Source organism: Salinicola sp. JS01, from assembly GCF_030284585.1.
Lineage (GTDB): Bacteria > Pseudomonadota > Gammaproteobacteria > Pseudomonadales > Halomonadaceae > Salinicola.
Genome location: NZ_CP127244.1, coordinates 4,285,033 through 4,310,320, shown reverse-complemented (window position 1 = coordinate 4,310,320; position 25,288 = coordinate 4,285,033). Strand labels below are relative to the sequence as shown.

26 protein-coding genes are annotated in these 25,288 nt (G+C 66.1%); 9 read left to right on the top strand and 17 right to left on the bottom strand.

The window, feature by feature from the left end; genetic code table 11:
* Window positions 1–27: 27 nt before the first annotated feature.
* Window positions 28–426: a DUF423 domain-containing protein gene (locus QO259_RS19665; protein WP_035476387.1), complete on the top strand. Its 399-nt coding sequence runs from the start codon at window positions 28–30 to the stop codon at window positions 424–426.
* Between the two features lie 15 nt (window positions 427–441).
* Here the strand turns inward: QO259_RS19665 and QO259_RS19660 are convergent, their stop codons facing one another.
* Window positions 442–858 carry a PaaI family thioesterase gene (locus tag QO259_RS19660; RefSeq protein WP_035476385.1) on the bottom strand — a complete coding sequence of 139 codons (417 nt, stop codon included), beginning with the start codon at window positions 856–858 and terminating at the stop codon, window positions 442–444.
* Window positions 859–1,278: 420 nt separating this feature from the next.
* The gene (locus QO259_RS19655) at window positions 1,279–3,447 is read right to left on the bottom strand and encodes a malate synthase G (protein ID WP_285951283.1); all 2,169 of its coding nucleotides are present in this window, start codon (window positions 3,445–3,447) and stop codon (window positions 1,279–1,281) included.
* A 267-nt stretch (window positions 3,448–3,714) separates the two neighbouring features.
* Between QO259_RS19655 and QO259_RS19650 the strand changes: the two genes are divergently transcribed.
* The 3 genes from QO259_RS19650 to QO259_RS19640 are packed head-to-tail and all read left to right on the top strand — an operon-like array spanning window position 3,715 to window position 6,408.
* Window positions 3,715–4,731, top strand: coding sequence for an alpha/beta hydrolase (locus tag QO259_RS19650; RefSeq protein WP_207036315.1), 1,017 nt, complete (start codon window positions 3,715–3,717; stop codon window positions 4,729–4,731).
* Window positions 4,728–5,246, top strand: a complete 519-nt coding sequence (locus QO259_RS19645) for a hypothetical protein (protein ID WP_285951282.1) — start codon at window positions 4,728–4,730, stop codon at window positions 5,244–5,246. Before QO259_RS19650 ends, QO259_RS19645 begins: the two co-directional genes overlap by 4 nt.
* Before the next feature lie 40 nt (window positions 5,247–5,286).
* Window positions 5,287–6,408: an aminotransferase class I/II-fold pyridoxal phosphate-dependent enzyme gene (locus QO259_RS19640; RefSeq protein WP_285951281.1), complete on the top strand. Its 1,122-nt coding sequence runs from the start codon at window positions 5,287–5,289 to the stop codon at window positions 6,406–6,408.
* A 163-nt stretch (window positions 6,409–6,571) separates the two neighbouring features.
* On the opposite strand, the gene QO259_RS19635 is transcribed toward QO259_RS19640, so the two are convergent.
* The 4 genes from QO259_RS19635 to QO259_RS19620 form a co-directional block, all read right to left on the bottom strand.
* Window positions 6,572–7,222 (bottom strand): LysE family translocator, encoded by a 651-nt coding sequence (locus tag QO259_RS19635; protein WP_285951280.1) that lies wholly within the window; start codon window positions 7,220–7,222, stop codon window positions 6,572–6,574.
* Between the two features lie 142 nt (window positions 7,223–7,364).
* Window positions 7,365–7,991, bottom strand: a complete 627-nt coding sequence (gene rhtB / locus QO259_RS19630) for a homoserine/homoserine lactone efflux protein (protein ID WP_285951279.1) — start codon at window positions 7,989–7,991, stop codon at window positions 7,365–7,367.
* Window positions 7,992–8,082: 91 nt separating this feature from the next.
* Window positions 8,083–9,603 carry a YifB family Mg chelatase-like AAA ATPase gene (locus tag QO259_RS19625; RefSeq protein ID WP_285951278.1) on the bottom strand — a complete coding sequence of 507 codons (1,521 nt, stop codon included), beginning with the start codon at window positions 9,601–9,603 and terminating at the stop codon, window positions 8,083–8,085.
* Window positions 9,604–9,822: 219 nt separating this feature from the next.
* Window positions 9,823–10,140: an accessory factor UbiK family protein gene (locus tag QO259_RS19620; RefSeq protein WP_035476369.1), complete on the bottom strand. Its 318-nt coding sequence runs from the start codon at window positions 10,138–10,140 to the stop codon at window positions 9,823–9,825.
* Window positions 10,141–10,425: 285 nt separating this feature from the next.
* Here QO259_RS19620 and QO259_RS19615 point away from each other — a divergent pair, with 285 nt between their 5' ends.
* The 3 genes from QO259_RS19615 to glnK all read left to right on the top strand — a co-directional run bounded on the left by QO259_RS19615 (window position 10,426) and on the right by glnK (window position 12,662).
* Entirely contained in the window at window positions 10,426–10,764 is a 339-nt protein-coding gene (locus tag QO259_RS19615) for a P-II family nitrogen regulator (RefSeq protein WP_035476366.1), read from the top strand.
* Between the two features lie 28 nt (window positions 10,765–10,792).
* Window positions 10,793–12,043: an ammonium transporter AmtB gene (locus tag QO259_RS19610; RefSeq protein ID WP_207036327.1), complete on the top strand. Its 1,251-nt coding sequence runs from the start codon at window positions 10,793–10,795 to the stop codon at window positions 12,041–12,043.
* Window positions 12,044–12,323: 280 nt separating this feature from the next.
* The gene (gene glnK / locus QO259_RS19605) at window positions 12,324–12,662 is read left to right on the top strand and encodes a P-II family nitrogen regulator (RefSeq protein WP_035476361.1); all 339 of its coding nucleotides are present in this window, start codon (window positions 12,324–12,326) and stop codon (window positions 12,660–12,662) included.
* Between the two features lie 119 nt (window positions 12,663–12,781).
* On the opposite strand, the gene QO259_RS19600 is transcribed toward glnK, so the two are convergent.
* A complete protein-coding gene (locus tag QO259_RS19600) occupies window positions 12,782–13,558 on the bottom strand; it encodes a ferredoxin--NADP reductase (RefSeq protein WP_035476359.1) in 777 nt (258 codons plus the stop codon).
* Between the two features lie 154 nt (window positions 13,559–13,712).
* On the opposite strand from QO259_RS19600, the gene QO259_RS19595 reads away from it, so the two are divergent.
* Window positions 13,713–14,639: a LysR family transcriptional regulator gene (locus tag QO259_RS19595; protein WP_035476357.1), complete on the top strand. Its 927-nt coding sequence runs from the start codon at window positions 13,713–13,715 to the stop codon at window positions 14,637–14,639.
* 133 nt (window positions 14,640–14,772) lie between these two features.
* Here QO259_RS19595 and QO259_RS19590 read toward each other — a convergent pair whose 3' ends face one another.
* The 10 genes from QO259_RS19590 to hemE form a co-directional block, all read right to left on the bottom strand.
* Entirely contained in the window at window positions 14,773–15,195 is a 423-nt protein-coding gene (locus tag QO259_RS19590; RefSeq protein ID WP_285951277.1) for a baeRF12 domain-containing protein, read from the bottom strand.
* A gap of 94 nt (window positions 15,196–15,289) precedes the next feature.
* On the bottom strand, window positions 15,290–17,122 hold the full coding sequence (locus QO259_RS19585) for a methyl-accepting chemotaxis protein (protein WP_285951276.1): 1,833 nt from the start codon (window positions 17,120–17,122) through the stop codon (window positions 15,290–15,292).
* A gap of 170 nt (window positions 17,123–17,292) precedes the next feature.
* Window positions 17,293–17,688 carry a RidA family protein gene (locus QO259_RS19580; protein WP_285951275.1) on the bottom strand — a complete coding sequence of 132 codons (396 nt, stop codon included), beginning with the start codon at window positions 17,686–17,688 and terminating at the stop codon, window positions 17,293–17,295.
* A 1-nt stretch (window position 17,689) separates the two neighbouring features.
* Window positions 17,690–18,418, bottom strand: coding sequence for an amino acid ABC transporter ATP-binding protein (locus QO259_RS19575; RefSeq protein WP_502949157.1), 729 nt, complete (start codon window positions 18,416–18,418; stop codon window positions 17,690–17,692).
* A 147-nt stretch (window positions 18,419–18,565) separates the two neighbouring features.
* Window positions 18,566–19,675, bottom strand: coding sequence for an amino acid ABC transporter permease (locus QO259_RS19570; protein WP_051896484.1), 1,110 nt, complete (start codon window positions 19,673–19,675; stop codon window positions 18,566–18,568).
* A 1-nt stretch (window position 19,676) separates the two neighbouring features.
* Window positions 19,677–20,867 carry an amino acid ABC transporter permease gene (locus QO259_RS19565; protein WP_285951273.1) on the bottom strand — a complete coding sequence of 397 codons (1,191 nt, stop codon included), beginning with the start codon at window positions 20,865–20,867 and terminating at the stop codon, window positions 19,677–19,679.
* Between the two features lie 137 nt (window positions 20,868–21,004).
* Window positions 21,005–22,033: an amino acid ABC transporter substrate-binding protein gene (locus QO259_RS19560; RefSeq protein ID WP_106418880.1), complete on the bottom strand. Its 1,029-nt coding sequence runs from the start codon at window positions 22,031–22,033 to the stop codon at window positions 21,005–21,007.
* 566 nt (window positions 22,034–22,599) lie between these two features.
* Window positions 22,600–22,977 carry a VanZ family protein gene (locus QO259_RS19555; RefSeq protein WP_285951272.1) on the bottom strand — a complete coding sequence of 126 codons (378 nt, stop codon included), beginning with the start codon at window positions 22,975–22,977 and terminating at the stop codon, window positions 22,600–22,602.
* Complete coding sequence (locus QO259_RS19550; RefSeq protein ID WP_285951271.1) at window positions 22,974–23,471, bottom strand: thiol-disulfide oxidoreductase DCC family protein; 498 nt, start codon at window positions 23,469–23,471, stop codon at window positions 22,974–22,976. Before QO259_RS19550 ends, QO259_RS19555 begins: the two co-directional genes overlap by 4 nt.
* The gene (hemE, locus tag QO259_RS19545) at window positions 23,443–24,504 is read right to left on the bottom strand and encodes a uroporphyrinogen decarboxylase (protein WP_207036342.1); all 1,062 of its coding nucleotides are present in this window, start codon (window positions 24,502–24,504) and stop codon (window positions 23,443–23,445) included. Before hemE ends, QO259_RS19550 begins: the two co-directional genes overlap by 29 nt.
* A 129-nt stretch (window positions 24,505–24,633) precedes the next feature.
* Here hemE and ribA point away from each other — a divergent pair, with 129 nt between their 5' ends.
* Window positions 24,634–25,269 carry a GTP cyclohydrolase II gene (gene ribA, locus QO259_RS19540; RefSeq protein ID WP_035476335.1) on the top strand — a complete coding sequence of 212 codons (636 nt, stop codon included), beginning with the start codon at window positions 24,634–24,636 and terminating at the stop codon, window positions 25,267–25,269.
* Window positions 25,270–25,288: the final 19 nt, after the last annotated feature.

Sequence of the window (25,288 nt, the reverse complement as noted above, 5' to 3'; positions counted from 1 at the left end):
GCATAGTCAGCGCAAGGAAAACGCAACATGCCCCAAAAGTGTAGCGCCGCACGTCCCGCCTGGGTCGGCGTGGCCATCAGCGGCCTGCTGGTGGTGGTCGCCGGCGCCTTCGGCGCCCACGCCCTGGCCGACCGCCTCACGCCGCGCTATCTCGAGGTGTTCCATACCGCGGTGCGCTATCAGGCCTGGCACACCCTGGCGATCATGGCGCTGCTGGCGTGGCGCGCGCAGCAACCGCTGCGCGGGCAGCTGGCAGCCATCGCGCTGTGGTTCGCGGGCATGGTGCTGTTCAGCGGCTCGCTCTATCTGCTCACCCTGAGCGGTATCACCGCCCTGGGTATCGTCACGCCCTTCGGCGGGCTGTTGCTGATGGCGGGCTGGGTGATGCTGGCGATCGCTGCCTGGCGTCAACGCCCATCGGCGTGATGGCAGCCGGTGGCGTCAATCGTCGCGGTCGGGCAGCACATAGGTCGCGGTGACCAGCGCCACCGGGTCGTTGTCGCCGGTGGAGAAGAGCTGCACCTCCCCCACCGCCAGACGCCGGCCCAGCTTGAGGATGCGCGCGTTGGCGATCAGGTCGCGGTCACCGCGGGCGCGGCGCAGAAAGTGGCAGTTGAGGCTGCTGGTCACGGCCATCGCCTCGGGGCCGATCTCGGCCAGGATCGCCACGTAGAGGCAGACATCGGCCAGCCCCATCATCGATGGTCCCGAGACGCTGGCGCCGGGGCGCAGGTGTTCGTCCTCGATCGCCAGGCTCATGGTGGCGCGCATGTGGTCGACCGCTTCGATGGTCCCCTGGCGATGTGGAAAGACGTCGTCGAGGTAGTCCTCGATCTCGGCGGCGGTCATCACGGTCATCGAACTCTCCCCGGCAGCGGTTCTCGGCACGCCGGACCTCATGCCCAGGCACAGGACGCTCGAGAACGTTGCGCCCAAGATAGCGCAAGCCGCGCATCAGGCACAGCGGGGCGCTCTGCACGTCCCTAAGATCATTCCGACGAACATCGTGAGCGTAGCGCCGCCTCACACTCGCTGCCCCACACTCGCCCCCCAAACACGCCAACGCCAGCGACCGGAGGTCGCTGGCGTCGAGATCGGGCGGTTACCGCCTTTACCTAGTGTTTCTTTCACACCGGTGGCCGGGATGGGCTTACTCGGTGGCAAGGCGTTGCGAGGGCGCTGTGAACCCATCCCTGGGCGCTACCTTTGCCATCTCTGGCAAAGGACCCTCGCTTCGCCGTGCCCCCGACGCCCATACAGGCGTTTGGCAATGCGCTATCAGCCCTTGGCCTTGTCCACCGCGCGCCAGTGATGCAGCAGCGGCTCGGTGTAGCCGGAGGGCTGCTCGCGCCCCTTGAAGATCAGCTCGGAGGCCGCCTGGAAGGCACTGGAGTCGGCCAGGTGCGAGGACATCGGCGTGTAATCCGGGTCATGCGCGTTCTGCTCGTCGACCACCTTGGCCATGCGCTCCAGCGTCGCGCGTACCTGGGCCTCGTCGACGATACCGTGGTGCAGCCAGTTGGCGATGTGCTGGCTGGAGATACGCAGGGTGGCGCGATCCTCCATCAGGCCCACGTCGTGAATGTCCGGCACCTTGGAGCAGCCCACGCCGTGCTCGACCCAGCGCACCACGTAGCCGAGGATGCCCTGGCAGTTGTTGTCGAGCTCCTGCTGGATCTCCTCGGCGCTCCACGCCGCCTTGGGGTCCACCGGGACCGTCAGCAGGTCGTCGAGCAGATCGCTCTCGCCCTGCTCCTCGAGCTCGCGCTGGATCGCGGCGACATCGATCTGGTGGTAGTGCAGCGCGTGCAGCACCGCGGCGGTGGGCGACGGCACCCAGGCGGTATTGGCACCGGCCTTGGGGTGCCCGCTCTTCTGCTCCAGCATCGCCGCCATCAGGTCCGGCATCGCCCACATGCCCTTGCCGATCTGGGCACGCCCGCGCAGGCCACAGGCCAGCCCGACCTGGACGTTGCTGCGCTCGTAGGCGGCGATCCAGCGGCTGCCCTTCATGTCGCCCTTGCGCAGCATCGGCCCGGCGTTCATCGCCGTGTGCATCTCGTCGCCGGTGCGGTCGAGGAAGCCGGTGTTGATGAAGGCGACTCGCGCCTTGGCGGCCTCGATACACGCCTTGAGGTTGACCGAGGTGCGCCGCTCCTCGTCCATGATGCCCATCTTGAGGGTGTGCTCGGACAGCCCCAGCAGCGTCTCGACGCGGGCGAACAGCTCGTCGGCGAAGGCGACCTCCTTAGGACCGTGCATCTTCGGCTTGACGATATAGACCGAGCCGGCGCGCGAGTTGCCGCCGTCACGCGCCAGATCGTGCATGGCGATCAGCGCGGTGACCACCGCATCGAGCATGCCCTCGGGGATCTCGTTGCCGTCGCCGTCGAGAATCGCCGGCGTGGTCATCAGATGGCCGACATTACGCACGAACATCAGCGAACGCCCCGGCAGGGTCAAGCTGCCGCCGTCGGGCTGGATGTACTCGCGATCCTCGGCGAGGCGGCGGGTGACCGTCTTGCCACCCTTGTCGAAGCGCTCTTCGAGATCGCCTTTCATCAGGCCCAGCCAGTTGCGATAGACCAGCGTCTTGTCCTCGGCATCGACCGCAGCGACCGAGTCCTCGCAATCCATGATCGTGGTCACCGCGGCCTCGACCAGCAGGTCCTTGACCCCGGCCGGGTCGGTCTTGCCGATGGCGTGGCTCGAGTCGATCTGGATCTCCAGATGCAGGCCGTGGTTCGAGAGCAGCACCGCTTCGGGCGCGCTGGCCTCGCCGCGATAGCCGACGAACTGGCTGGGGTGCTGGAGCCCGGTCTCGCGCCCGCCTTCCAGGGCGACCGTCAGCCTGCCGTCGCGGATCAGGTAGCGCGTGGCATCACGGTGCGAGCCGGTGGCCAGCGGCGCCGCCATGTCGAGCACGTTGCGCGCGTAGGCGATCACCTTCTCACCGCGCTTGGGGTTGTAGCCCTTGCCCTTCTCAGCGCCATCGCTCTCGGCGATGACGTCGGTGCCGTAGAGCGCGTCATACAGGCTACCCCAGCGCGCATTGGCCGCGTTGAGCGCATAACGCGCGTTGCTCACCGGGACCACCAGCTGCGGGCCGGCCTGACGCGCAATCTCGGCATCGACGTTGGTGGTGCTCGCGGTCACACTGGCCGGCGCCTCGACCAGATAGCCGATATCGGAGAGGAACTGGCGGTAGGCGGCCATGTCACGGATTTCACCCGGATGCTCGGCGTGCCAGCGGTCGAGCTCCGCCTGCAGCCGGTCGCGCTCGGCGAGCAGTTCGCGGTTGCGCGGCGCCAGCTCGTGAATTAGCGCATCGAAACCGCGCCAGAAGGTGTCGGGGTCGATCCCGGTGCCGGGCAGCGCTTCCTGTTCGAGAAAGCGCTCGAGCTCGGTCGCCACCTGCAGACGGTGGTGAGAAACACGCTGCGTCATACTAGCCTCCAGTGCGGGCCGCGGCCCGGCGTCAGAAGAGACGGACGCCGCACGGGCGGCGCCCCGGAAAACAATCCATGCAAATCATTTATGGAAATCATTTCCACATAAATCGTTTCCCCATGATAGAGCGCGCTGCCGGCGATGTCTCGTTCGACCTTGGTCCACCTCATCGCCTCCGGCACCATACCGCCGGCGTCAGGCAACCTCCGTCATGGTTTCACAGGCCACTGGCGGTTAGCATGAGAGGTCTCAGGAGACTCGCGCATGCTCGACTTTTCGCCATTGAAGGCCCTCGGTCCCATCCACCGTATCGCGTCGCCCGGCACCTCGCCACTCGCCGCCTACCTGGACCACTACCATCTGACACCACTGCTCGACGCCCATCCCGGCACCCAGCTCCACGCCGGCTTCCTGAGCGCGGCGGGCGACGCCGGCAAGACCTTCGACCTGTGGTGCCAGGTATGGGCGCCCCCGGCCCCGCGCGGCACCCTGTTCGTGGTGCACGGCTACTTCGACCATCTGGGCCTCTACGGCCATCTGCTCGCGCGACTGCTGGCGCAGCAGTGGCAGGTGGTACTGTGGGATCTGCCCGGCCATGGCCTCTCCAGCGGCGCACGCTCGACCATCGACGACTTCACCGACTACGTGCTCTGCTTCAATGCCGTCGAGGCCGCGATGCAGGCGCACGAGCTGGCGCCGGGGCCCTGGCTGGCGGCCGGCCAGAGCACCGGCGCCTCGATCGTCGCCACCGACACCCTGAGCCGTGGCAGCGAGGCGCCATGGCAGGCGCTGGTGCTGCTGGCGCCGCTGGTGCGCCCGTGGGGCTGGAATCAGTCGCGCTGGCTGCACAGCCTGGCCAGCCCGTTCGTCGACACCATTCCGCGCAAGTACCGCCCCAACACCAACAATATCGCCTTCGCCGATTTTCTGCGCCTGCACGACCCGCTGCAGGACGATCGCCTGGCCCTGACCTGGGTCAGTGCCATGCGCCGCTGGATGCCGACCCTGCTCAAGCGCCCACCGGCCGAGCTGCCGGTGCTGATTCTGCAGGGCGAGCAGGACATGACGGTCGACTGGCGCTGGAATCTCAAGGCGCTCAAGCGCAAGTTTCCGCGTGCCGAGATCGTGCGCCACCCGGAAGCGCGCCACCATCTGGTCAACGAGTCGGCCACCATCCGCGACACCCTGTTCGACCAGCTCGACCGCTTTCTCGCTGCCCCCGGCACGCCGGCAGCGACTCAAGCGCCGCCGCCGCAACAGCCCCCGGAAACGACGCCGTGAGCCGCCGGGCGCTCAGAGCCCTCGTCGGGCTCGGCCTGATGACGCTGCTGAGCGCCTGCAGCGGGCTCTCGAGCGCCCCCGAGACGCCGCGCCAGGCGCTGCGGGGCCTGGCAGCGAGCGCCGCCACGGGGCTGCTGAAGCAACCGCCGTGGCCCGTCGCGCAGACACCGAAGATCACCGTGCTGCTGGGTCCGGCGGAGGTCGCCGCGCGCCTGCCGATCTCGGCCGCGGCGCTCAACGAGGCCCTGGGGCGCGCCCTGCTGAGCCAGCCGGACTCTCCTCACGTGCTCGATTGGGTTCCGGCGCAGCTCGACGGCGCCACTCCAGACCAGTGGCTGCTGCAGGCCAGCCTGAGCGCCGATGCGCCGCCGCTGGTCCTGAGCGACCGCACCCTGCAGCCCTACCGGCTACGCTTCGACCTGACCCACGTCGCCACGCCATCCGAGCACTGGCAGTGGCAGGCCAGCGGTGCACTCGATCTCGATGCCCTGCCCGGGTCCCGCGGCGCGCCCTGAACCGTCTTCCCCCTTTCATTTGCAGCCGGATCGAGAGCCCATGTCACGCTTTGCCCGCCACCTCGACACCCAGGATGGACCGCACAACCCCTTTCCCGGGCTGCCCGCGCTGGAGCGCCGGCTCGGCCATGCGCTACCGCACCGTATCGGCTCCAATGAGGGGCTCGACATGCCGCACCGGGCGCTCGGCGCGCGTTTCGGCCCTGAGCTCGCGGCCCTGGCGCGCACCTACGGCGACGCCGAGGCGTGGTCACTGCGCGCGCACCTGAGCCAGGCCCTCGACCTGCCCCACGACGCCCTGCTGGTGGACGCCGGTGCCGACAGCCTGATGGCGCTGGCACTGCGCGCGCTATGTGATCCAGGAACATGCGACACCGGTAGCCCGGTGATCACCAGCGCCGGCACCTATCCGACCTGGAGCTACTTCGTGCGCGGCCACGGCGGCCGCGAGATCGAGGTCGACTACGCCAGCGCCAACGGCCACCTGGCGCCGGATCTCGACGCCCTGGCGGCAGCGGCGGTGCGCGAAGGCGCGCGGGTGGTCTATCTGGCTAACCCTGACAATCCCAGCGGCCATCTCCACCGCGATGCCGACGTGCTGGCCCTGCGCGACGCTCTGCCCGACGACTGCACGCTGGTGCTCGACGAGGCCTACCACGACTTCCGCGACGACGCCTGGGCGCCGGCGGCGAGCGCGGTGTGGCCGGGGGTGATTCGCCTGCGCACCTTCTCCAAGGCCCACGGGCTGGCCGGGCTGCGCGTCGGCTACGCCATCGCCCCGCCCGAGACCCTGGCCGTCATGATGAAAGTGAGGATTCACTACGCGGTTTCGTCGCTGGCGCTGGCCGCGGCCGAAACCCTGCTGGCAAACCCGGAGGAGACCCGCGCCCATGTCGCCGCGGTCATCCAGCGGCGCGAGGCCCTTTCAAGCTGGCTCGCAGCGCAGGACGCCGAGGTGCTGCCCAGCGCCACCAACTTCGTGGCCGTGCGCCTCGACAGCGCCGAACGCGCCGCGGCCGTGCACCGCCGTCTGCTCGACGAGGGCACGCTGATCCACCGCCCGGCGCATCCGGCCCTGGGGAATATACTGCGGATCAGCGCGCTGGATGACGCCCTGGTGCCGGGGCGGCTCGATGCCGTCGCCGAGGCGCTCAACGCTTGAGCTCTGTCTGAAAAACCGGCAAGCGAAAGCGAGACCGGGGCGCGCAGCCAAGACAAAAACCGGCGGAAGCGGGCCAAGCGGCGCTCTCGCCGGTTTTTAATGCCGTATTGCCGGGCGCGGATAGTTTTCATATAACGTCTGGCCAGGAGCCCGGCGAAAAAACTCAAGAATAATTGGAGTTGAGCAGCAGCCCCATGGAGGCCAATATAAAAATCGCCCCACTCGCCCGATAGATCCATGACACGCTATTTTGGGAAAGAAACCTTCCATGAACCTTGTGAGCCAGATAAGCATACATCGACAAGAACAGGAAAGAGAAAGCAATCAACGTTACCGTTAATATCAAAAAATCCATCACACTTGCCGAGTTCACATCAATGAACTGTGGAAACAAGGCGAAAACAAAAATCAACGCTTTCGGGTTGCTCGCCGCGACCATCAATGCCTCAGCATATAAATGTCGCTTTGACACCAAACCGTTGTATGAAGCTTCTGTGGCGCCATCTTGTCCGGACAAACCGGGCAAGGCGCTTTTATACAACAGATTCTTGAATCCAATATAGAGCAAGAACAAGGCACCCAGAATCTCGATGCCTTTAAAGAGGATTGGAAATTGAATGAGAAAGCGACCAATCCCAAACGCCGAAATCAGACACAGAGCCAGCAGGCAAGACACATTCCCCAAAACGCCAACGAGTGCGGAACCGAGTCCGAACCTGATGCTATTGGTCATGATGAGCAGTACCGCCGGGCCGGGTGTAGCGGTTGCGGCCAGACACACCATGACATAAAGCCAATAAGATTCAATGCTCATGCTTCGACACCCTGACTTTCGCCTTGATACGTTTTTACAAGCTCCGCTCAGGCCTGCCTTGCGCATACTGTGAGCAAACATGCTCCACTTGGGAGCAACTCATTGGTTCATAGTCATCATAGCAATAAAGACTAACAGGGCCTCAGGCACGACGATAGAGCGCCAGCACCCCAGCCGCCAGGATAAAGAACGAGCCAAAGACACGGTTGACGATGCGCATGCGCGAGGCCGAGGTGATGAAGGCCTTGAACTGGCTGGCCAGCACCGCATAGCCGCCCATGACGAGGACATCGACGCCCAGCAGGGTGACACCCATCACCAGCAACTGGCCGACATGGGACGCCGCCGGCTCGCCCATGGCGATGAATTGCGGAAACAGGGCGACCAGAAATACCGTCGCCTTGGGGTTGGTCAGGTTGACCAGCGCGGCCTGCCAGAACTGCCGGTGCGGGGCGCTCTCTGCGCGACCCTGGATGGCGACCGCCCCGCTCGTGCGCCACTTCTGGATGCCCAGCCACACCAGATAGGCGACCCCGATCCACTTGATCACCAGGAAAGCGGTGGTCGAGGAGGCCAGCAGCGCCCCCAGACCGACCGCCACCACCAGGATCTGGATCGCATAGCCCAGCTGCAGCCCTAGAATGGTGGGCAGAGTGGCGCGAACCCCGTGGGTCATGCCGCTGTTCATGGTATTGATGGCACCGGCGCCGGGAGACAGGCTCACCAGACAAGCCGCCAGCAGAAAGGTGAGCCAGATACCGAAAGTCATCGTCTTGCTCTCTCAAGCGTAGGGAGGAGGCAGTTTACCACCGAGGCGATGAACGCTTGGCGACAAGGGGACTTCGGCTCACGCCCCACCCTCAGCCCCGCAGCGGATCGCCGGCATTGAGCAGCCGGTCGAGCTGGCGATAGCCGATCGCTTCCATCAGTTGGGCTCGCCCGACCCGTGGCTCCTCGCCCAGATCGGTCAGGGTCAGGGCGACCCGCAGCACCCGGTGGTAGGCGCGGGCCGAGAGCTTGAGCCGATCCAGCACGCCGGCGAACCACTCGCGCTCGGCCACGCTGAGGGCACAGGCGGCTTCCAGCTCCGGGCCGGGCAGCTGGGCGTTGAGCCAGCCGCGGGCGCGCTGACGCTCGCGCGCCGCCAGCACCCGCTGACGCACGCTGGCCGAGGACTCGCCCGGGGTCTGATCGGACAACTGGGTAGCCGGCAGCGCCGGGACTTCCACCTGCAGATCGATACGATCGAGCAGCGGCCCGGAGAGGCGCGACTGATAGCGCTGGATCTGCGCCGGACTGCAGTGGCAGCGCTGGCGCGGATCGCCAAGGTGGCCACAGGGGCACGGGTTCATCGCCGCCACCAGTTGGAAGCGGGCCGGAAAACGGCGCTGGTGATTGGCCCGCGAGATCAGGATCTGGGCCGATTCCAGCGGTTCGCGCAGCACCTCCAGCACATGGCGGTCGAACTCGGGCAGCTCGTCCAGGAACAGCACGCCGTGGTGCGCCAGCGAGATTTCCCCAGGGCGGGGCTTGGAGCCACCGCCCACCAGCGCCACGCTGCTCGAGGTATGGTGCGGGTTGCGAAACGGGCGCTGGCCCCAGCGGTCCATGATCGAGAGCCCGCACACCGAGCGCACCGCCGCCACCTCCAGCGCCTCGTCACTGCTCAGCGGCGGCAGGATGCTGGCCAGGCGGCTCGCCAGCATGGTCTTGCCGGTACCCGGCGGACCCGCCAGCAGCAGGTTGTGCCCGCCGGCTGCGGCCACTTCCAGCGCCCGGCGCGCCTGGTGCTGACCTTTGACGTCGGCCATGTCGGGCTGAACCATCTCGGCGCGCGGCGGTGTCCCAAGTTGGTGCGCCGCGAGCCGCTCACGGCCCAGCAGATGCCCCACCACCGCCAGCAAATGCCCCGCCGCGAACACCTCGCCCCCCTCGGCCAGGGCCGCCTCATCGGCATTGGCCGCGGGCACGATCAGCCCCCGCCCGGCGGCCCGTGCGGCCAGCGCCGTCGGCAGTACACCCGTGACCGGGCGCAGCGTGCCATCCAGCGCCAGTTCGCCGACCACTTCGAGCTGCTGGGCCGCCTCCACCGGTATCTGACCGGAGGCCATCAGGATGCCCAGGGCGATCGGCAGGTCGAAGCGGCCGCCATCCTTGGGCAGGTCGGCGGGCGCCAGATTGAGGGTGATACGCCGGGTGGGGAACTCGAAACCGGCGGTGAGCAGCGCGCTGCGCACCCGCTCCCGGCTCTCGCGCACGGCGGTCTCCGGCAGCCCCACCAGGGTCACCCCCGGCAGGCCGTTGCTGAGGTGCACTTCGATCAGCACTTGCGGCGCCTCCAGCCCGAGGCTGGCGCGCGTGCGCACGATGGCTAGGGTCATGTCGCCTCCGTGACGGCGCGTCCCGGCCGATGCCCGGGACACAGGCGGGCCGGCGGCTCGTCACCGCCGGCCCAAACAGGATAAGGGGCCGATTATCCTGTTATCGCCTTTACCGCCTGACCCTTTAGCGCAGGTGCGTCAAGACTCCAATCAGAGGGCTATTCATCACCCCGCTCAGGGCTGTCCATCCCCCCCGCTCAGGGCTGTCCATCCCCCCGCTCAGGGCTGTACGCCATCGCGGCTGCCGTCGGTGTCGTCCTCGGCCAGCGTCGCGTCGGGCTGGGAGGCGCGTTCGCTGTGCAGGGCGTTCTCGAGCGCCGCCACCTGGGCTTCCAGCGCCTCGACCCGCTCCCGGGTACGGGTGAGCACGTCCATCATGATGTCGAAGTCTTCGCGCGAGACGATATCCATGCGCTCCATGGCGCCGCGCAGCACCCCCTGAACATTGCGCTGGATGTCGCCCGGGGCCTGGGAGGCGCCCTGCAGCTTGTCGCCGATCTGCTTGGCCAGACGCTCGAAACGGTCGTGTGTCGACATGGTGTGATCTCCTGATTCGTGACTGCCCTTCAGCATACGCAAACTGCGCCACTGGCGCCCGCGCCAGATGCCTGCCGGCGACACGATCCGCCGGCGCGCCTTCTCAGTGCAACGGCATGTCACACACGCATCAATTTGGTGCGGCTAGCCGCGCGCATGTTCGACATGCCCCGCGCTCCCGGCCGGAAGGCACGAATTAAGTGAATGATTGTAAAGACGTTATTAGCGGGTGGCATGGCTTCTGCGTGGTCGCTTCAGGCGCAAGCCGACTACGGGAGACAAGGGATGAAGCTCATCACCGCCATCATCAAACCCTTCAAGCTCGATGACGTGCGCGAGGCGCTGGCCGACAACGGCGTCCAGGGCATCACCGTCACCGAAGTGAAGGGCTTCGGCCGTCAGAAAGGCCACACCGAACTCTATCGCGGCGCGGAATATGTCGTCGACTTCCTGCCCAAGGTGAAGATCGAGGTCGCCGTCGAGGACGACCGCGTCGACGGGGTCCTGGACGCCATCCGCGAAGCCGCCAACAGCGGCAAGATCGGTGACGGCAAGCTGTTCGTCACGCCACTCGAAGACGTCATCCGGATTCGCACCGGGGAACGCGGGGCCGACGCCGTCTAAAACGGCGCGGAAAGAGGAGACACACAGAATGAACGATCAAGTCGTACAACTATCCTATGCGCTCGACACCTTCTATTTCCTGGTGACCGGCGCCCTGGTGATGTGGATGGCGGCCGGTTTCGCCATGCTCGAGGCGGGCCTGGTGCGCGCCAAGAACACCACCGAGATCCTGACCAAGAACGTCGTCCTCTACGCCATCGCCTGTACCATGTACCTGCTGGTCGGCTACCACATCATGTACTCCAGCGAGAGCGGCGGCGTCATCCCCAGCCTGGGCTTCCTGATCGGCGCCGAGCACAGCGTCAGTGACGTCATGAGCAGCGGCGGCGACGTCTACTACTCGGCCCGCTCCGACTTCTTCTTCCAGGTGGTGTTCGTCGCTACCGCCATGTCGATCGTCTCCGGCGCCGTGGCCGAGCGCATGAAGCTGTGGGCGTTCATGGCCTTCGCGGTGGTGATGACCGGCTTCATCTACCCGGTTCAGGGCTACTGGAAATGGGGCGGTGGCTTCCTCGACGCCGCCGGTTTCCAGGATTTCGCCGGCTCCGGTGTGGTCCACCTGTGCGGCGCCACCGCCGCGCTGGCCGGCGTGCTGCTGCTGGGTGCGCGCAAGGGCAAGTACGGCAAGAACGGCGCCATCTACGCCATTCCGGGCGCCAACCTGCCGCTGGCCACGCTGGGTACCTTCATTCTGTGGCTGGGCTGGTTCGGCTTCAACGGCGGCTCCGAGCTGATGGTCTCCAACGTCGATGAAGCCAACGCGGTCGCCCAGGTGTTCGTCAACACCAATGCCGCCGCTGCCGGTGGCGTGATCGCCGCGATCATCCTGGCCAAGCTGTGGTTCCGCAAGGCCGACCTGACGATGGCCCTCAACGGTGCCCTGGCCGGCCTGGTCGCGATCACTGCCGAGCCGCTGGCTCCCACCGCGCTAGGTGCGACGCTGATCGGTGCGGTCGGTGGCCTGCTGGTAGTGTTCGCCATCGTGAGCCTCGACAAGCTCAAGATCGATGATCCGGTCGGCGCTATCTCGGTGCACGGCGTGGTCGGCATCTGGGGCCTGATCGCGGTGCCGTTCTCCAACACCGATGCCTCTTTCGGCGCGCAGCTGCTGGGTATCGCCTCGATCTTCGCCTGGGTGTTCATCGCCAGTCTGGTGGTCTGGGGCATCCTCAAGGCGGTCATGGGCCTGCGCGTCTCCGAAGAAGAAGAGTACGAAGGTGTCGATATCGCCGAGTGCGGTATGGAGGCCTATCCTGAATTCAACGTCGGCAAGAAGTGAGCCGATTCACCGAGTGAGCTGGCGTGCTCCCCTGGCCCCCTTCGGGGGGCCTTTTTTCATTCCCGCCCATCGCGGTGTATGTTTAAGATAGAGCCCACCGGTTACGGTGTTCGTTCGAGCTAGAGAGTCGCCGGGCAGTCGTCAGAGGCGCTAGGCCAGGGCCGCGGGCCAAGGCTGGGCCAAGACCTGGAGCTACACCCATTTCGCACAGGCCTCGTCCGCACACCGCGACGAGACGATCCGTTCAGAAGAGCGCCACGCACGCGAGGAGAATTTCCCCATGAAACTGGTCACCGCCATCATCAAACCCTTCAAGCTGGACGACGTGCGAGAGTCCCTGTCAGAGATCGGCGTGCAGGGCGTCACCGTCACCGAGGTCAAGGGCTTCGGGCGTCAGAAGGGCCACACCGAGCTCTACCGTGGTGCCGAATACGTGGTCGACTTCCTGCCCAAGATCAAGCTGGAAGTGGCCGTGGACGACAGCATGAGCGACCAGGTGATCGACGCCATCACCAAGGTCGCCAATACCGGCAAGATCGGCGACGGCAAGATCTTCGTCTCGCCGCTGGAGCAGGTGATCCGTATCCGTACCGGTGAGACCGGCAAGGACGCGGTGTAAGGCGCAAGCGCTCACCCCGCCTGCGCGAAAAAGCCCTCGTCGACACCGCGTCGACGAGGGCTTTTTTGCGTTTCTTCACACAAGTCCGGGCTCCCCGGGCGGTCACGCCCGGGGAGAGATCACTTCTCGACGAAGGCGCGCTCGATCACGTAATCCCCCGGCTCGCCCATACGCGGCGAGATGGAGAAGCCCAGCTCATCGAGCAGGTCGCTGGTCTCGTCGAGCATGGCCGGGCTGCCGCAGATCATGGCGCGATCCTGCTTGGGGTCCAGCGGCGGCAGGCCGGTATCCTCGAACAGCTTGCCGCTGCGGATATGGTCGGTCAGACGCCCGGTGGTGTGGAAATCCTCACGGGTCACGGTGGGGTAGTAGACCAGCTTCTCGCTGATCTCCTCGCCCAGATACTCGTGCGCCGGCAGCTCCTTGCCGATGAAGTCGGCGTAGGCGAGCTCGCTCACCTGACGCACGCCGTGGATCAGCACCACCTTCTCGAAGCGCTCGTAGACCTCCGGGTCTTGGATCAGGCTCATGAACGGTGCCAGGCCGGTGCCGGTCGAGAGCATGTAGAGGTTGCGCCCCGGCAGCAGATCATCGCACACCAGCGTGCCGGTGGGCTTGCGGCTGACCATGATCTGGTCGCCGACCTGCAGGTGCTGCAGGCGCGAGGTGAGCGGGCCGTCGGGCACCTTAATGCTGAAGAACTCGAGGTGGTCCTCGTAGTTGGGGCTGGCGATGGAGTAGGCGCGCACCAGCGGCTTGCCTTCCACTTCCAGACCGATCATCACGAACTGGCCGTTCTTGAACCGCAGCCCGCGATCGCGGGTGGTGCGGAAGCTGAACAGGGTGTCGTTCCAGTGATGGACGCTGAGGACTTCTTCCAGCGCGAACTTGCTCATGCCAGGCTCCTTTGAACGGATCGGAAAAAGATCAGATCGAAAAAGAATAAATGACTGATCCGAGTAGATGCCGAAACTATAAGAAGCGAATGCTATTCTGTTAAGTGGATTATCTGGATAAGGTTTATCGATCCTGTCGATATAGGAGTCGGCCATGCGCTACACCCTGCGTCAGCTCGAGGTGTTCGTCGCCATCGCCCAGCATCAGAGCGTCTCGCGCGCGGCCGAGACCCTGGCGCTGTCGCAGTCGGCAACCAGCGCGGCACTGGCCGAGCTGGAGCGCCAGTTCGACTGCCAGCTGCTCGATCGTATCGGCAAGCGGCTCAAGCTCAACGCCCTGGGCTTCCAGCTGCTGCCCAAGGCAGTGGCGCTGCTCGACCGCGGCGAGGAGATCGAAGAGCTGCTCAAGGGCCAGCGCGGCATCGGCTCGCTGGAGGTCGGCGCCACGCTGACCATCGGCAACTATCTGGCCACCCTGCTGATCAGCGACTTCATGCAGCGCTATCCCGAGAGCCGGGTGCGGCTGCAGGTACGCAACACCGCCTCGATCGTCGAACGGATCGCGCTGCACGAACTCGATCTGGGGCTGATCGAGGGCGACTGCCAGCACGACGACATCGTCATTCAGCCATGGATCGACGACGATCTGACCGTGTTCTGCTCGCCTCGCCACCCGCTGGCCGCCGAGGGCAGCGCCGATATCGAGCGCCTGCTGCGCGAGTCGTGGATCATGCGTGAGGTGGGTTCGGGCACCCGGCGCACCCTGGAGCACGCCATGCGCCACCGGCGTGGCCGCTTCGACATTCTGCTGGAGCTGGAGCACACCGAAGGGATCAAGCGCGCGGTGGAGTCGGGGCTGGGGATTGGCTGCGTCTCCCGGCTGGCGCTGCGCGACGCCTTCCGGCGCGGCAGTCTGGTGCCCATCGCGACCCCGGAGCTCGACCTGACGCGCAGCTTCGCCTTCATCTGGCATCGCCACAAGTACCTCACCACGGCGATGCGCGAGTTTCTCAGGCTATGTCGCGAGATGACCGCCGACGCCCGGCGCAGCGACGAGATCGATCTGCCGCCGGTGCCGTGATCTCGGCAGACGGGTAGCGGGCTTGCGTGACGTGACCGCCACCAGGAGGCAGACAACAAAAACGCGGATGGCAGAGTGCCATCCGCGTATCGTCACGATCCGGGATGTTCAAGGCCGAAGACGTTGGCGGGTCTCAATGCCAGCCGAGCTGTGCGGCGATATCCGCCTCGCTGGCCTTGGAGAGATCCTTGTCGATGGACTGGGTGACCATCTCGAGGGTGGGCTTGTCGAGCTTGTCGCGCAGTTGGCCCAGGAACTGCGGCGCGGCGATCAGAATCAGCTCGTCGGCCTTGCCCTGGGTACGCGCGTCGCGCAGGTAGCCGGCCACTTCCTTGGCGAAGAACATCGCCTGCTTCTCGGAAGTGGCGTCCTCGTTGCCGGTCTGACGCCGGCTCGGCCCCGAGGTCGACTCGCCCCTGCCGCCGGTGCGCAGATCACCGGTATGCAGTTGCGATTCCGGATGCGTCAGCGTCTCGATCTCACGCATGACCCGCGCCTCGCGGGCGAAGATACGCGCACGCGCGGCATCGGCGACCACCACGTAGACCTTGTCCATGAGCCATTCTCCTTTTCCGTGGATGGGCCATGCCCGTAGCGTGGGCATGGCCGTGGATAGCACGCTCTAAGCGTGGTCGAGAATGGCGCTACGCTCAAGCGTGGCTGAGCGCCGGCCGCGCGTCGTCGGCGTCGAGCTTGAAGCCGCCGACGATCGCCGCCAGCTGGGTCGCCTGGTCGTGGAGCTGTTCGGCGGCAGCCGTGGACTGGGCCACCATGGCCGCATTCTGCTGGGTCATCTGGTCGAGCTCGCCCACCGCCTGATTGACCTGCCCCACCCCCTGGCTCTGCTCCTGGGCGGCGACGTTGATCTCCGAGAGCGTCGCCGCCACCCGCGAGATGGCATCGACGATCGCACTCATGCTGTCACCGGCGGAGCGCATCAGCTCGGTGCCCTCACGGGTCTGCGCCACCGAGGTGCCGATCAGCGCCTTGATCTCGTCGGCGGCGTTGGCCGAGCGGCTCGCCAGCTGGCGCACCTCGCCGGCAACCACCGCAAAGCCGCGCCCCTGCTCGCCGGCGCGCGCCGCTTCCACCGAAGCGTTGAGCGCAAGCAGATTGGTCTGAAAGGCGATCTCCTCGATCAGGCGGACGATATCGGCGATCTGCTCGGTGCGCCCGTTGAGCGCCTCGATGGTCTCCACCGCACGCCCCACCACCTCACCGCCGCGCGCTGCGCGCTCGCTGGCATCGCGGGCCAGCTGGTCGGTCTCGCTGGCGGCAGTGGCGGTGTTCTCCACCGTGCCGGAAATCTGCTCCATGGCGCTGGAGGTCTCCTGCAGATGGCTGGCCGCAGTCTCGGTCTGACGCGACAGATCCTGGCTGGCACGGGCGATCTCCTCGGAGGCCTGGCGCACCGCCTGGCTGGTGACATTGACCTGGCCCAGCACCTCGGAAATCTTGCCGGCGAAGGCGTTGAACGCCATGGCGATCTGGGCGATCTCGTCGCGCCCGTCGATCGCCAGGCGGCGGCTCAGGTCACCGTCGCCGTCGGCGATATCGGCCATGGCGTCGCGTGCCGCCTCGAGCCGGCGAAAGCCCGGCGACACCAGCAGCCACAGCAGCAGTGAAACGATCAGCGCCGCCACCAGCAGCGACACCAGGGTGGTCTTGAACAGGCTGCTGGTGCCGGCATTGGCCTCGGCGCAATCCAACGCGATCACCAGACGCCAGTCGGTACCCGGCACCGCCACCGCGTAGAGCAGCACCCCGCGGCCGTCGATCACGCTCGGCGTCGGCAGCGGGCTCTGGGCCACCGCCGCGAGCTTGGCGGCATCGAGATCGGCGGCGATCGCACTCGCCGGCTTCAGGCTCAGATCGGCATCGCGGTAGGCGACGATGGTGCCGTCGGTGTCGGCGAGGAAGGCGAAGCTCTTGGGCGTGGGCTGGATCGAGAGCACGTTCTCCTGCACCTCGTCGAGGGGCACGTCGGCACCGGCCACGCCCAGCAGCTTGCCATCACGCTGGATCGGCGTGGCGAAGGCCACCACCAGCTTGTTCGTCACCAGATCGAGATAGGGGTCGCTGGCGGTGGTCTGCCCTGCCGCCACCGCGCCGCGATACCAGGGGCGCTGGGTCGGATCGTAGTCCACCGGCGGCTCCCAGCCGTCGTTGGTGATCAGGCGCTTGTCCGGCGTGCCCAGATAGACCTGACTGAAACCGCCGGCGCTGGCGGTCTGCTGCAGCGCGGGGATCAGCGTGTCGCTACCGACTGCCGGTGCCACCGCCTCGATCATCTTGCGCTTCGATGCGGCCCAGGCGGCAATCGCATCGCGGTGCCCCTTGGCCACCGATTCGAGCAGATCCTGATTGACCGACTGCTGATGGCGGCTGACCAGCCAGTAGCTGATGCCGCCGGTGGCCGCGAGCGCGACCAGGATCATCGCCAGGCAGCCGGCCATGATACGAATCTTGAAGGATTTCAGCATGCTAAGTCCGTTGAGAGGGTCCGTTGAGAAGGTTGACTCGACTATCATCGGCCTTCCGATAACGAACTTTACGCCGGCTGAAAACGCCGCCTCCGGCGCCGCCGAAACGCGCGCGCGAGCCCGCGCCGGAGGCCTCGCTGACCTCCGCCGGGGCTCGTCTGCCGCTCGCGTCAGCCGGTGGCCGGCGGGACCCAGGCGATCATGTCGACCTCGACGTCGGCGCCCCCGGCCAGCCCGGTGACCCCGATGCAGGTGCGCGTCGGCAGCGGTGCCTCGAAGTAGCTGGCGTAGACGCCGTTGACCTCGTCGAAGTGGCCCATGTTGGTGATGAAGACCCGGCTCTGGACCACGTGTTCGAAGCCGCTGCCCACCGCCTCCAGCACGATCGCCAGGTTCTGCATCACGCGGTGGGTCTGTTCGGTGAAGGTGCCCAGGAGCATCTCGTTGGTCTCCGGCACCGTCGGCATCTGCCCGGTGATGAACACCAGATCCCCCACCCGGCAGGCGTGGGAGAAGGGCGCGATCGGCTGCGGCGCACCGGCGACCATGCGCTTGTCGATACCCATGTCAGTGCCCCAGGATCTGGCTCAGGAACAGCTGCGTACGCTCCGAGCGCGGATTGTTGAAGAAGGTCTCCGGTGGCGCCTCCTCGATGATCTGGCCCTGGTCCATGAAGATCACCCGGTCGGCCACGGTCTTGGCGAAGCCCATCTCATGGGTCACGCAGAGCATGGTCATGCCCTCGTGGGCGAGCTCGATCATGACATCGAGCACCTCCTTGATCATCTCCGGGTCGAGCGCCGAGGTGGGCTCGTCGAACAGCATCACCTCCGGGCGCATGCACAGTGCACGGGCGATCGCCACGCGCTGCTGCTGGCCGCCGGAGAGCTGGCCCGGGTACTTCTTCGCCTGGTTGGCGATCTGCACCCGTTCCAGGTACTCCATAGCGGTCTTCTCGGCTTCCGCGCGGGGTTTCTTCTGCACCCAGATCTGCGCCAGGCAGCAGTTCTCCAGCACCGTCAGGTGCGGGAACAGGTTGAAGTGCTGGAACACCATGCCGACATTGCGTCGGATCTGCTCGATCCGCTTGATGTCATGGTTCATGGGGATGCCGTTGACCACGATCGAGCCCTGCTGGTGCTCCTCGAGATGGTTGATACAGCGGATCATGGTCGACTTGCCCGACCCCGATGGGCCACAGATGACGATGCGCTCGCCCCGGGCCACGGTCAGGTCGATGTCGCGCAGCACGTGGAAGCTGCCATACCACTTGTTGAGATGCTCGATCTGGATCATCGGCTCATCGCTGGAGGCCGAGCCCGCGACCGCTTGCGCTTCACTCATGGCTTGATTCCTGCCTTCATTGTCATTGTCTCGCCCATACCCCGAGCGGCACTCGCCAGCCCGGGGGCGTCATGTTTCAGGCGCTGGCCACTGGCGGGTTCAACGCCGATAGCTGGTATTGAGGCGCCGCTCGATGTACTGGCTGTAGCGCGACATGCTGAAACAGAAGATCCAGAACACCAGCGCCGCGAACACATAGCCCTCGGTGGAGAAGCCCAGCCAGTTGGAGTCGGTGAGCCCGGCACGGATGATCGCCAGCAAATCGAACAGCCCGATGATCAGCACCAGCGAAGTGTCCTTGAACAGCGCAATGAAGGTGTTGACGATCCCCGGGATCACCAGTTTCAGCGCCTGCGGCAGGATGATCAGCCCCATGCGCTGCCAGTAGCCCAGGCCGAGCGCCTGCCCGGCCTCGTTCTGCCCCTTGCCGATCGCCTGCAGCCCGCCGCGCACCACCTCGGCCATGTAGGCGCTCCAGAAGAACATGATGCCGATCAGCGCCCGCAGCAGCTTGTCGAACTCGACGTTGCCGGGCACGAACAGCGGCAGCATCACCGAGGCCATGAACAGCACCGTGATCAGCGGCACGCCGCGCCAGAACTCGATGAAGATGACGCACACGCTCTTGACGAACGGCATCTTGGAGCGCCGCCCCAGGGCCAGGATCACCCCCAGCGGCAGCGACCCGACGATACCCACCGTGGCCACGGTCAGGGTCAGCATCAGGCCGCCCCAGGCACGGGTGGGCACCTCGGGCAGGCCGAAGTGACCGCCCAGCAGCAAAAACCAGGCGATGATCGGGAAGCCGACCAGCGTGAACAGCCCGACCAGACGCTTCTTGGGCAGCCGCGGGATCGCCAGCCACGCCACCAGCACCGCCATCAGCGCGAACACGATGTCTACCCGCCAGCGCTCGGCGGCCGGATAGAAGCCGTAGATGATCGACTCGAAGCGGGCCGAGATGAACACCCAGCAGGCGCCGCTGCCGGTACAGTCCTCACGGGTCGAGCCGAGGAAGTTGGCATCGACCACCGCCCACTTCAGAAACGGCCACAGAATCCACGCCAGCAGGCCGATCACCGCCACCGAGACCACGCTGTTGAGCGGCCCATTGAACAGATTGGCGCGCAGCCAGCCGCTGATCCCGCGGCGCTGATCCGGGGCCTCGCGCGCCTCGATCATCTGAGTGCGAAATGTCGATTCACGCATCTCATCGCTCCTTCAGCAGGGTGCGGGCGTTGTAGAGGTTCATCAGAAACGACACCGTCAGACTGATGACCAGATAGACCGCCATGGTCATGGCGATGATCTCGATCGCCTGCCCGGTCTGGTTGAGCGTGGTGCCGGCAAACACCGCCACCAGATCGGGATAGCCGATCGCCGTGGCCAGCGACGAGTTCTTGATCAGGTTGAGATACTGGCTGGTCATCTGCGGCACGATCACCCGCATCGCCTGCGGAATCACGATCTTGCGCAGGGTGATGGCGCCGGGCAGGCTCAGCGAGCGCGCCGCTTCGGTCTGGCCGTGGGAGACCGAGAGGATGCCGGAGCGCACGATCTCGGCGATGAACGCCGCGGTGTAGATCGACAGCGCCAGCCACAGCGCCACCAGTTCGGGCAGGATATTGATCCCACCGCGGAAGTTGAAACCGCGGAGTTCGGGGAGCGTCCACGCCAGCGGTGAGCCGCTGGCCACGAACACGATCAGCGGCACGCCGATGACGATCGCCGCCCCGATCCAGTAGACCGGCAGCGCCTGGCCGGTGGCCGCCTGACGCCGCTTGGCGAAGCGCGCGAAGAGCAGCGTGGCGACCACCGCGATCAGCAGCGCCCAGAGCGTGGCGGAAAACCCCGCCAGCGGCTGCGGGTCGGGCATCACCACCCCACGCACGTTGAAGAAGAACAGATCGAACAGCGACAGGCTCTCCCGCGGCGAGGGCAGTGCCCGCAGCACGGCGTAGTACCAGAACAGGATCTGCACCAGCAGCGGGATATTGCGGAAGATCTCGACGTAGATGGTGGCCAGACGCGCCAGCAGCCAGTTGGACGACAGCCGGGCGATGCCCACCGCGAAACCGATCAGGGTCGCCGCGACGATGCCCAGGGCGGAGACCAGCAGGGTGTTGAGCAGGCCGACGACGAAGGTGGTGCCATAACTGGAGTCGCTGGTGTAGTCGATCAGTGACTGCGGAATCGAGAAGCCGGCACGCCCCTCGAGGAAGCCGAAGCCGGTCTGGATACCGCGGGCTTCGAGGTTGTTCAAGGTGTTGTGGATAAGATAACCGATGAAGAGCGCCAGGATCAGAAACAGCACGGCCTGGACGATCAGCGCACGAATGGTGGGATTCCGCCACAGCGGCCCCTGCCCTCGGCGAGGTAGCGAGGTGGATGGACGCAGCATGAGAAGTCGGGTCTCTACTCGAGCGGTGAGCGGCAACGGCTCCCGGCGCACAGGCCGGGAGACGACGTCGGGAAACGTCTGCTGGCCGCCCGCCGCAAGCGCCCTATCGGGCACGCGCGGCGGGCGGCTTCACGCACTCAGCGAACCGGCGGCGCGTACTGGATACCGCCCTGGTTCCACAGCGCGTTGATGCCACGCTCGAGACCCATCGGCGAGTCCTTGCCCACGGTGCGATCGAACATCTCGCCGTAGTTGCCCACCATCTTGACGATGTTGTAGGCCCAGTCGTTACCGATGCCCATCTGCTCGCCGAAGTTGCCATCCTTGCCCAGCAGGCGGGCGACATCCGGGTTGGGCGGGTTGTCGCGCATCTGATCGACGTTCTGGCTGGTTACCCCCAGCTCCTCGGCGTCGAGCATCGCGAACAGCGTCCACTTCACGATATCGAACCACTGATCGTCGCCCTGGCGCACTACCGGGCCCAGCGGCTCCTTGGAGATACGCTCGGGCAGAATCTCCACGCTGGAGGGGTCGGCGAGCTGCAGGCGCAGCGCCGCCAGCTGCGAGGAGTCGGAGGTGAGCACGTCACAGCGGCCGCTGTCGAAGCCCTGGGCGGTCTGGTCGGAGGTATCGAAAGCGACCTGCTGGAACTGCATGTCGTTGGCCTTGAAGTAGTCGGCCATGTTGAGTTCGGTGGTGGTGCCGGACTGCACGCAGATCGAGGCCCCATCCAGCTCCTTGGCGCTCTTGATGCCGAGGTCCTTGCGCACCAGGAAGCCCTGGCCGTCGTAGAAGTTGACCCCGGTGAAGTTGAGGCCCAGCGAGTTGTCACGGGTCGCGGTCCAGGTGGTATTGCGCGAGAGCACATCGATCTCGCCGGACTGCAACGCGGTGAAACGCTCCTTAGCGGTCAGCGGCGCGAACACCACCTTGGTCGGGTCGCCCAGCACGGCGGCGGCGATGGCACGGCACACTTCGACATCGATGCCGGTCCACTTGCCGTTCTCGTCGGGGGAGGAGAAACCGGTGAGCCCGGTGCTGACACCGCACTTGAACTCGCCGTTGCTTTTCACGTTGTCCAGGGTGGCAGCCTGAGCCTGCGACGCCGCCAGGGCAGTCAGTGCAGCGGCGGAGAGAAGAGACAGGCTTTTGTTCTTGTGGCGCATGGTGGAATCCACTCCCTTGCGTTGTCATTTGAGTGCATGTCGAAGCATGCCCAGATGAAATTAGCAAAGTCCGTTCCACTTTCGCGCTAGCGCCTGAAAATCCTGGATTCAACGCTCGCCTAGGAGGCTTACGATCTCCACCTGCACTCACCACGTGGCGCAAACTGCGAAAACACGGGCAACATTCTGTTTCAAAAGCGTGCGTGAGATACCGCCGCGCACCAAAAGGAGGCGCCGCACCATGGCGCTAGCGTTGAATCGAGCCACCGGTGGCGAAGACGATGCCACCAATGGATAAGGAAAAAACGATCGACTCGTGGGAAGCCGATGATCGTCGGCCATAGCGTCGGCGGTCGGCCCCGTCGCGACAAAGCATGGACGCGCAAAGCGTGGACGGGAAAAGGCGAAGCGTGCAGGACGACACGGCGCGCAGGAAAAACGCACGCCGGACTCGGGAAGACAAAGGCGAGAGCGAGCGCACGAACGGATGGATAAGTGTACGGACGGATGGGTAAGTGTACGGGCGAGTGAGCAGGTGAAAGATCGCAGCGCCGCGGCCCCCCGGTTCAGGCCGCGCCAGCGCGCCGCCGGGCGAGCCAGGTCGCACCCAGGCCCACCGCCAGCGCGCCCAACGTATTGGCCAGGATATCGGCCCAGTCACCGCCGGCGCGGCCGGGCACCCCCAACTGCAGATACTCGATGAGAATTCCGTAGGCCAGCGCCGCCAGCGCCGACCACCACCAGCGCCGGCTGGCCAGGCCCAGCCACAGGGTCAAACCGGCGTAGCCGAGCAGGTGGTTGAACTTGTCCCACGGCAGGTGCGAGGGCATCTCGGCCGCCGGCGTCAGGCTGCCCCAGGCCACCGCGCCGGCCCAGATCAGCGCGGCCAGTGCCGCCAGGGCCCGCCACGTCGCGAGCCGACGCCCGTTCGCTGGCCGAGTCATCGCGCCCCCTCGGCCAGCGTCGTCGGCAATCCCAGACATGTGCAGAGGCCGGCATCGAGACGTTCGCGCCAGCGTGGGTCATCCTCAAGTCGCGCGTCGTTATCCGGTGCCAGACGCCGACGGTAGCGTCCGATACCGCGGTAGACGGCGTTGCGCAGCGGCGCCGGCACCCAGCGCAGCCACGCCAGTAGCCGCCAGCCTGCTCGCAGCCGGCATCCCAGCCGCCACAGCGCCTCGCTCTCCTCGTAAAGCTCACCGCCGGTGACATAACGGATCGTATCGCAGCGCGCGAGCTCGCGGCCCAAGTGGCGCGCCACGCACTGCCCCAGCGCGCTATCGAGACCGCTCAGCGCCAGCGTCGCACCCGCATCACGCTCATGCGCCAGCAGCCAGCGCACCGCACGTCGGCAGAACGGGCAGTCGGCATCGAACAGCAGCAGGCCGTCGATGCCGCGGGCGCCTGCTTCAGCGGTGATAGGCCGGGCTCGCGGCATGCAAGGCGTCGAAGAAGGCCGTGACGTGATCGGGATTGGTGAACTGGCTGATACCGTGACCCAGGTTGAAGACGTGGCCTGGGCCATGACCGTAGCTGGCCAGCACCCGCTCGACCTCGGCACCGATCCGCTCGGGCGGCGCGAACAGCACGTTGGGGTCGAGATTGCCCTGCAGCGCCACGCGCTCGCCGACCCGCCGCCGCGCATCGCCCAGCTCGGTGGTCCAGTCGAGACCGACGGCATCGCAGCCGCTGTCGGCGATCGACTCCAGCCACTGCCCGCCGTTCTTGGTGAACAGGATCACCGGCACCCGGCGGCCGTCGTGCTCGCGGATCAGCCCACCCACGATGCGCCGCATGTAGGCCAGCGAGAACGCCTCATAGGCCGGGGTCGACAGCGCCCCACCCCAGGTGTCGAAGATCTGCACCACCTGGGCGCCAGCACGGATCTGGGCATTGAGGTAGTCGGTCACCGCGGTGGCGAGCAGGCCCAGCAGGGTGTGCAGCGTCTGCGGGTCGCCGTAGAGCATCGCCTTGATATGGCGGAAATCCTTGCTCGACCCGCCCTCGACCATGTAGGTCGCCAGGGTCCAGGGGCTGCCGGAGAAGCCGATCAGCGGCACCCGGCCATCGAGCTCGCGGCGGATGGTGCGCACCGCATTCATCACGTAGTCGAGATCGTGCTCGGCATCCGGCGCGCTGAGCGCCGCGACCTCGGCAGCGGTGCGCACCGGATGGCGGAACTTGGGCCCCTCGCCGGTCTCGAAATAGAGCCCCAGCCCCATGGCGTCGGGGATGGTGAGAATATCGGAGAACAGGATCGCGGCATCGAGCGGGTAGCGCGCCAGCGGCTGCAGCGTCACCTCGCAGGCCAGGTCGGCGTTGCGGCACAGGTCCATGAAGCTGCCGGCATCGGCGCGGGTGGCGCGGTACTCCGGCAGATAGCGGCCGGCCTGACGCATCATCCAGACCGGCGTGCGGTCCACCGGTTGGCGAGCCAGGGCCCGCAGCAGGCGATCGTTTTGCAGTGTCATAGCGCTCTTCGCACGGGAGATTTGCCTGCAGTGTAACGGATACACGCGCAAGCCTGATATAATGCCGCCCCTCAACGTCCTAGGGGTGAGCCCGCGCCTTACCCGCAGGGCCCGTTTCGCGAGGTCAACGTGTCGATCCGTTTCATCGCCGCATCGCAGCTGCCCACACCCTGGGCGACCTTCACGCTGCACGGCTTCCAGGAAGAGTCCACCGGCAAGGAGCACGTGGTGCTCACGCTCGGCGATGTCACCACGCCGGAGCCGGTGCTGGCTCGCGTCCACTCCGAGTGCCTGACCGGCGATGCCCTGTTCTCGATGCGCTGCGACTGCGGCTACCAGCTGCAGGAAGCGCTCAAGCGCATCGCCGACGAGGGGCGCGGTGCACTGCTCTACCTGCGCCAGGAGGGGCGCGGCATCGGCCTGCTCAACAAGATCCGCGCCTATGCCCTGCAGGACACCGGCGCCGACACCGTGGAGGCCAACGAGCGCCTCGGCTTCGGCGCCGACCAGCGCCGCTACGATATCTGCGTGCCCATGCTCGACCACCTCGGCATCTCCGCGCTGCGCCTGATGACCAACAATCCGCGCAAGGTCGAGGCGCTCAGCCGCGATGGCGTGCGTATTGACGAGCGTCTCGCGATCACCACCGGGCGCAACCCCTTCAACGAGCACTACCTGACCACCAAGGTCGGCAAGCTCGGCCACATGATGGCGCTCGACGACTTCACCCCCGCCAGCGACGTCGACATCGAGCGCGATGCCTGACCCGGCGCCGCCGGGCCTT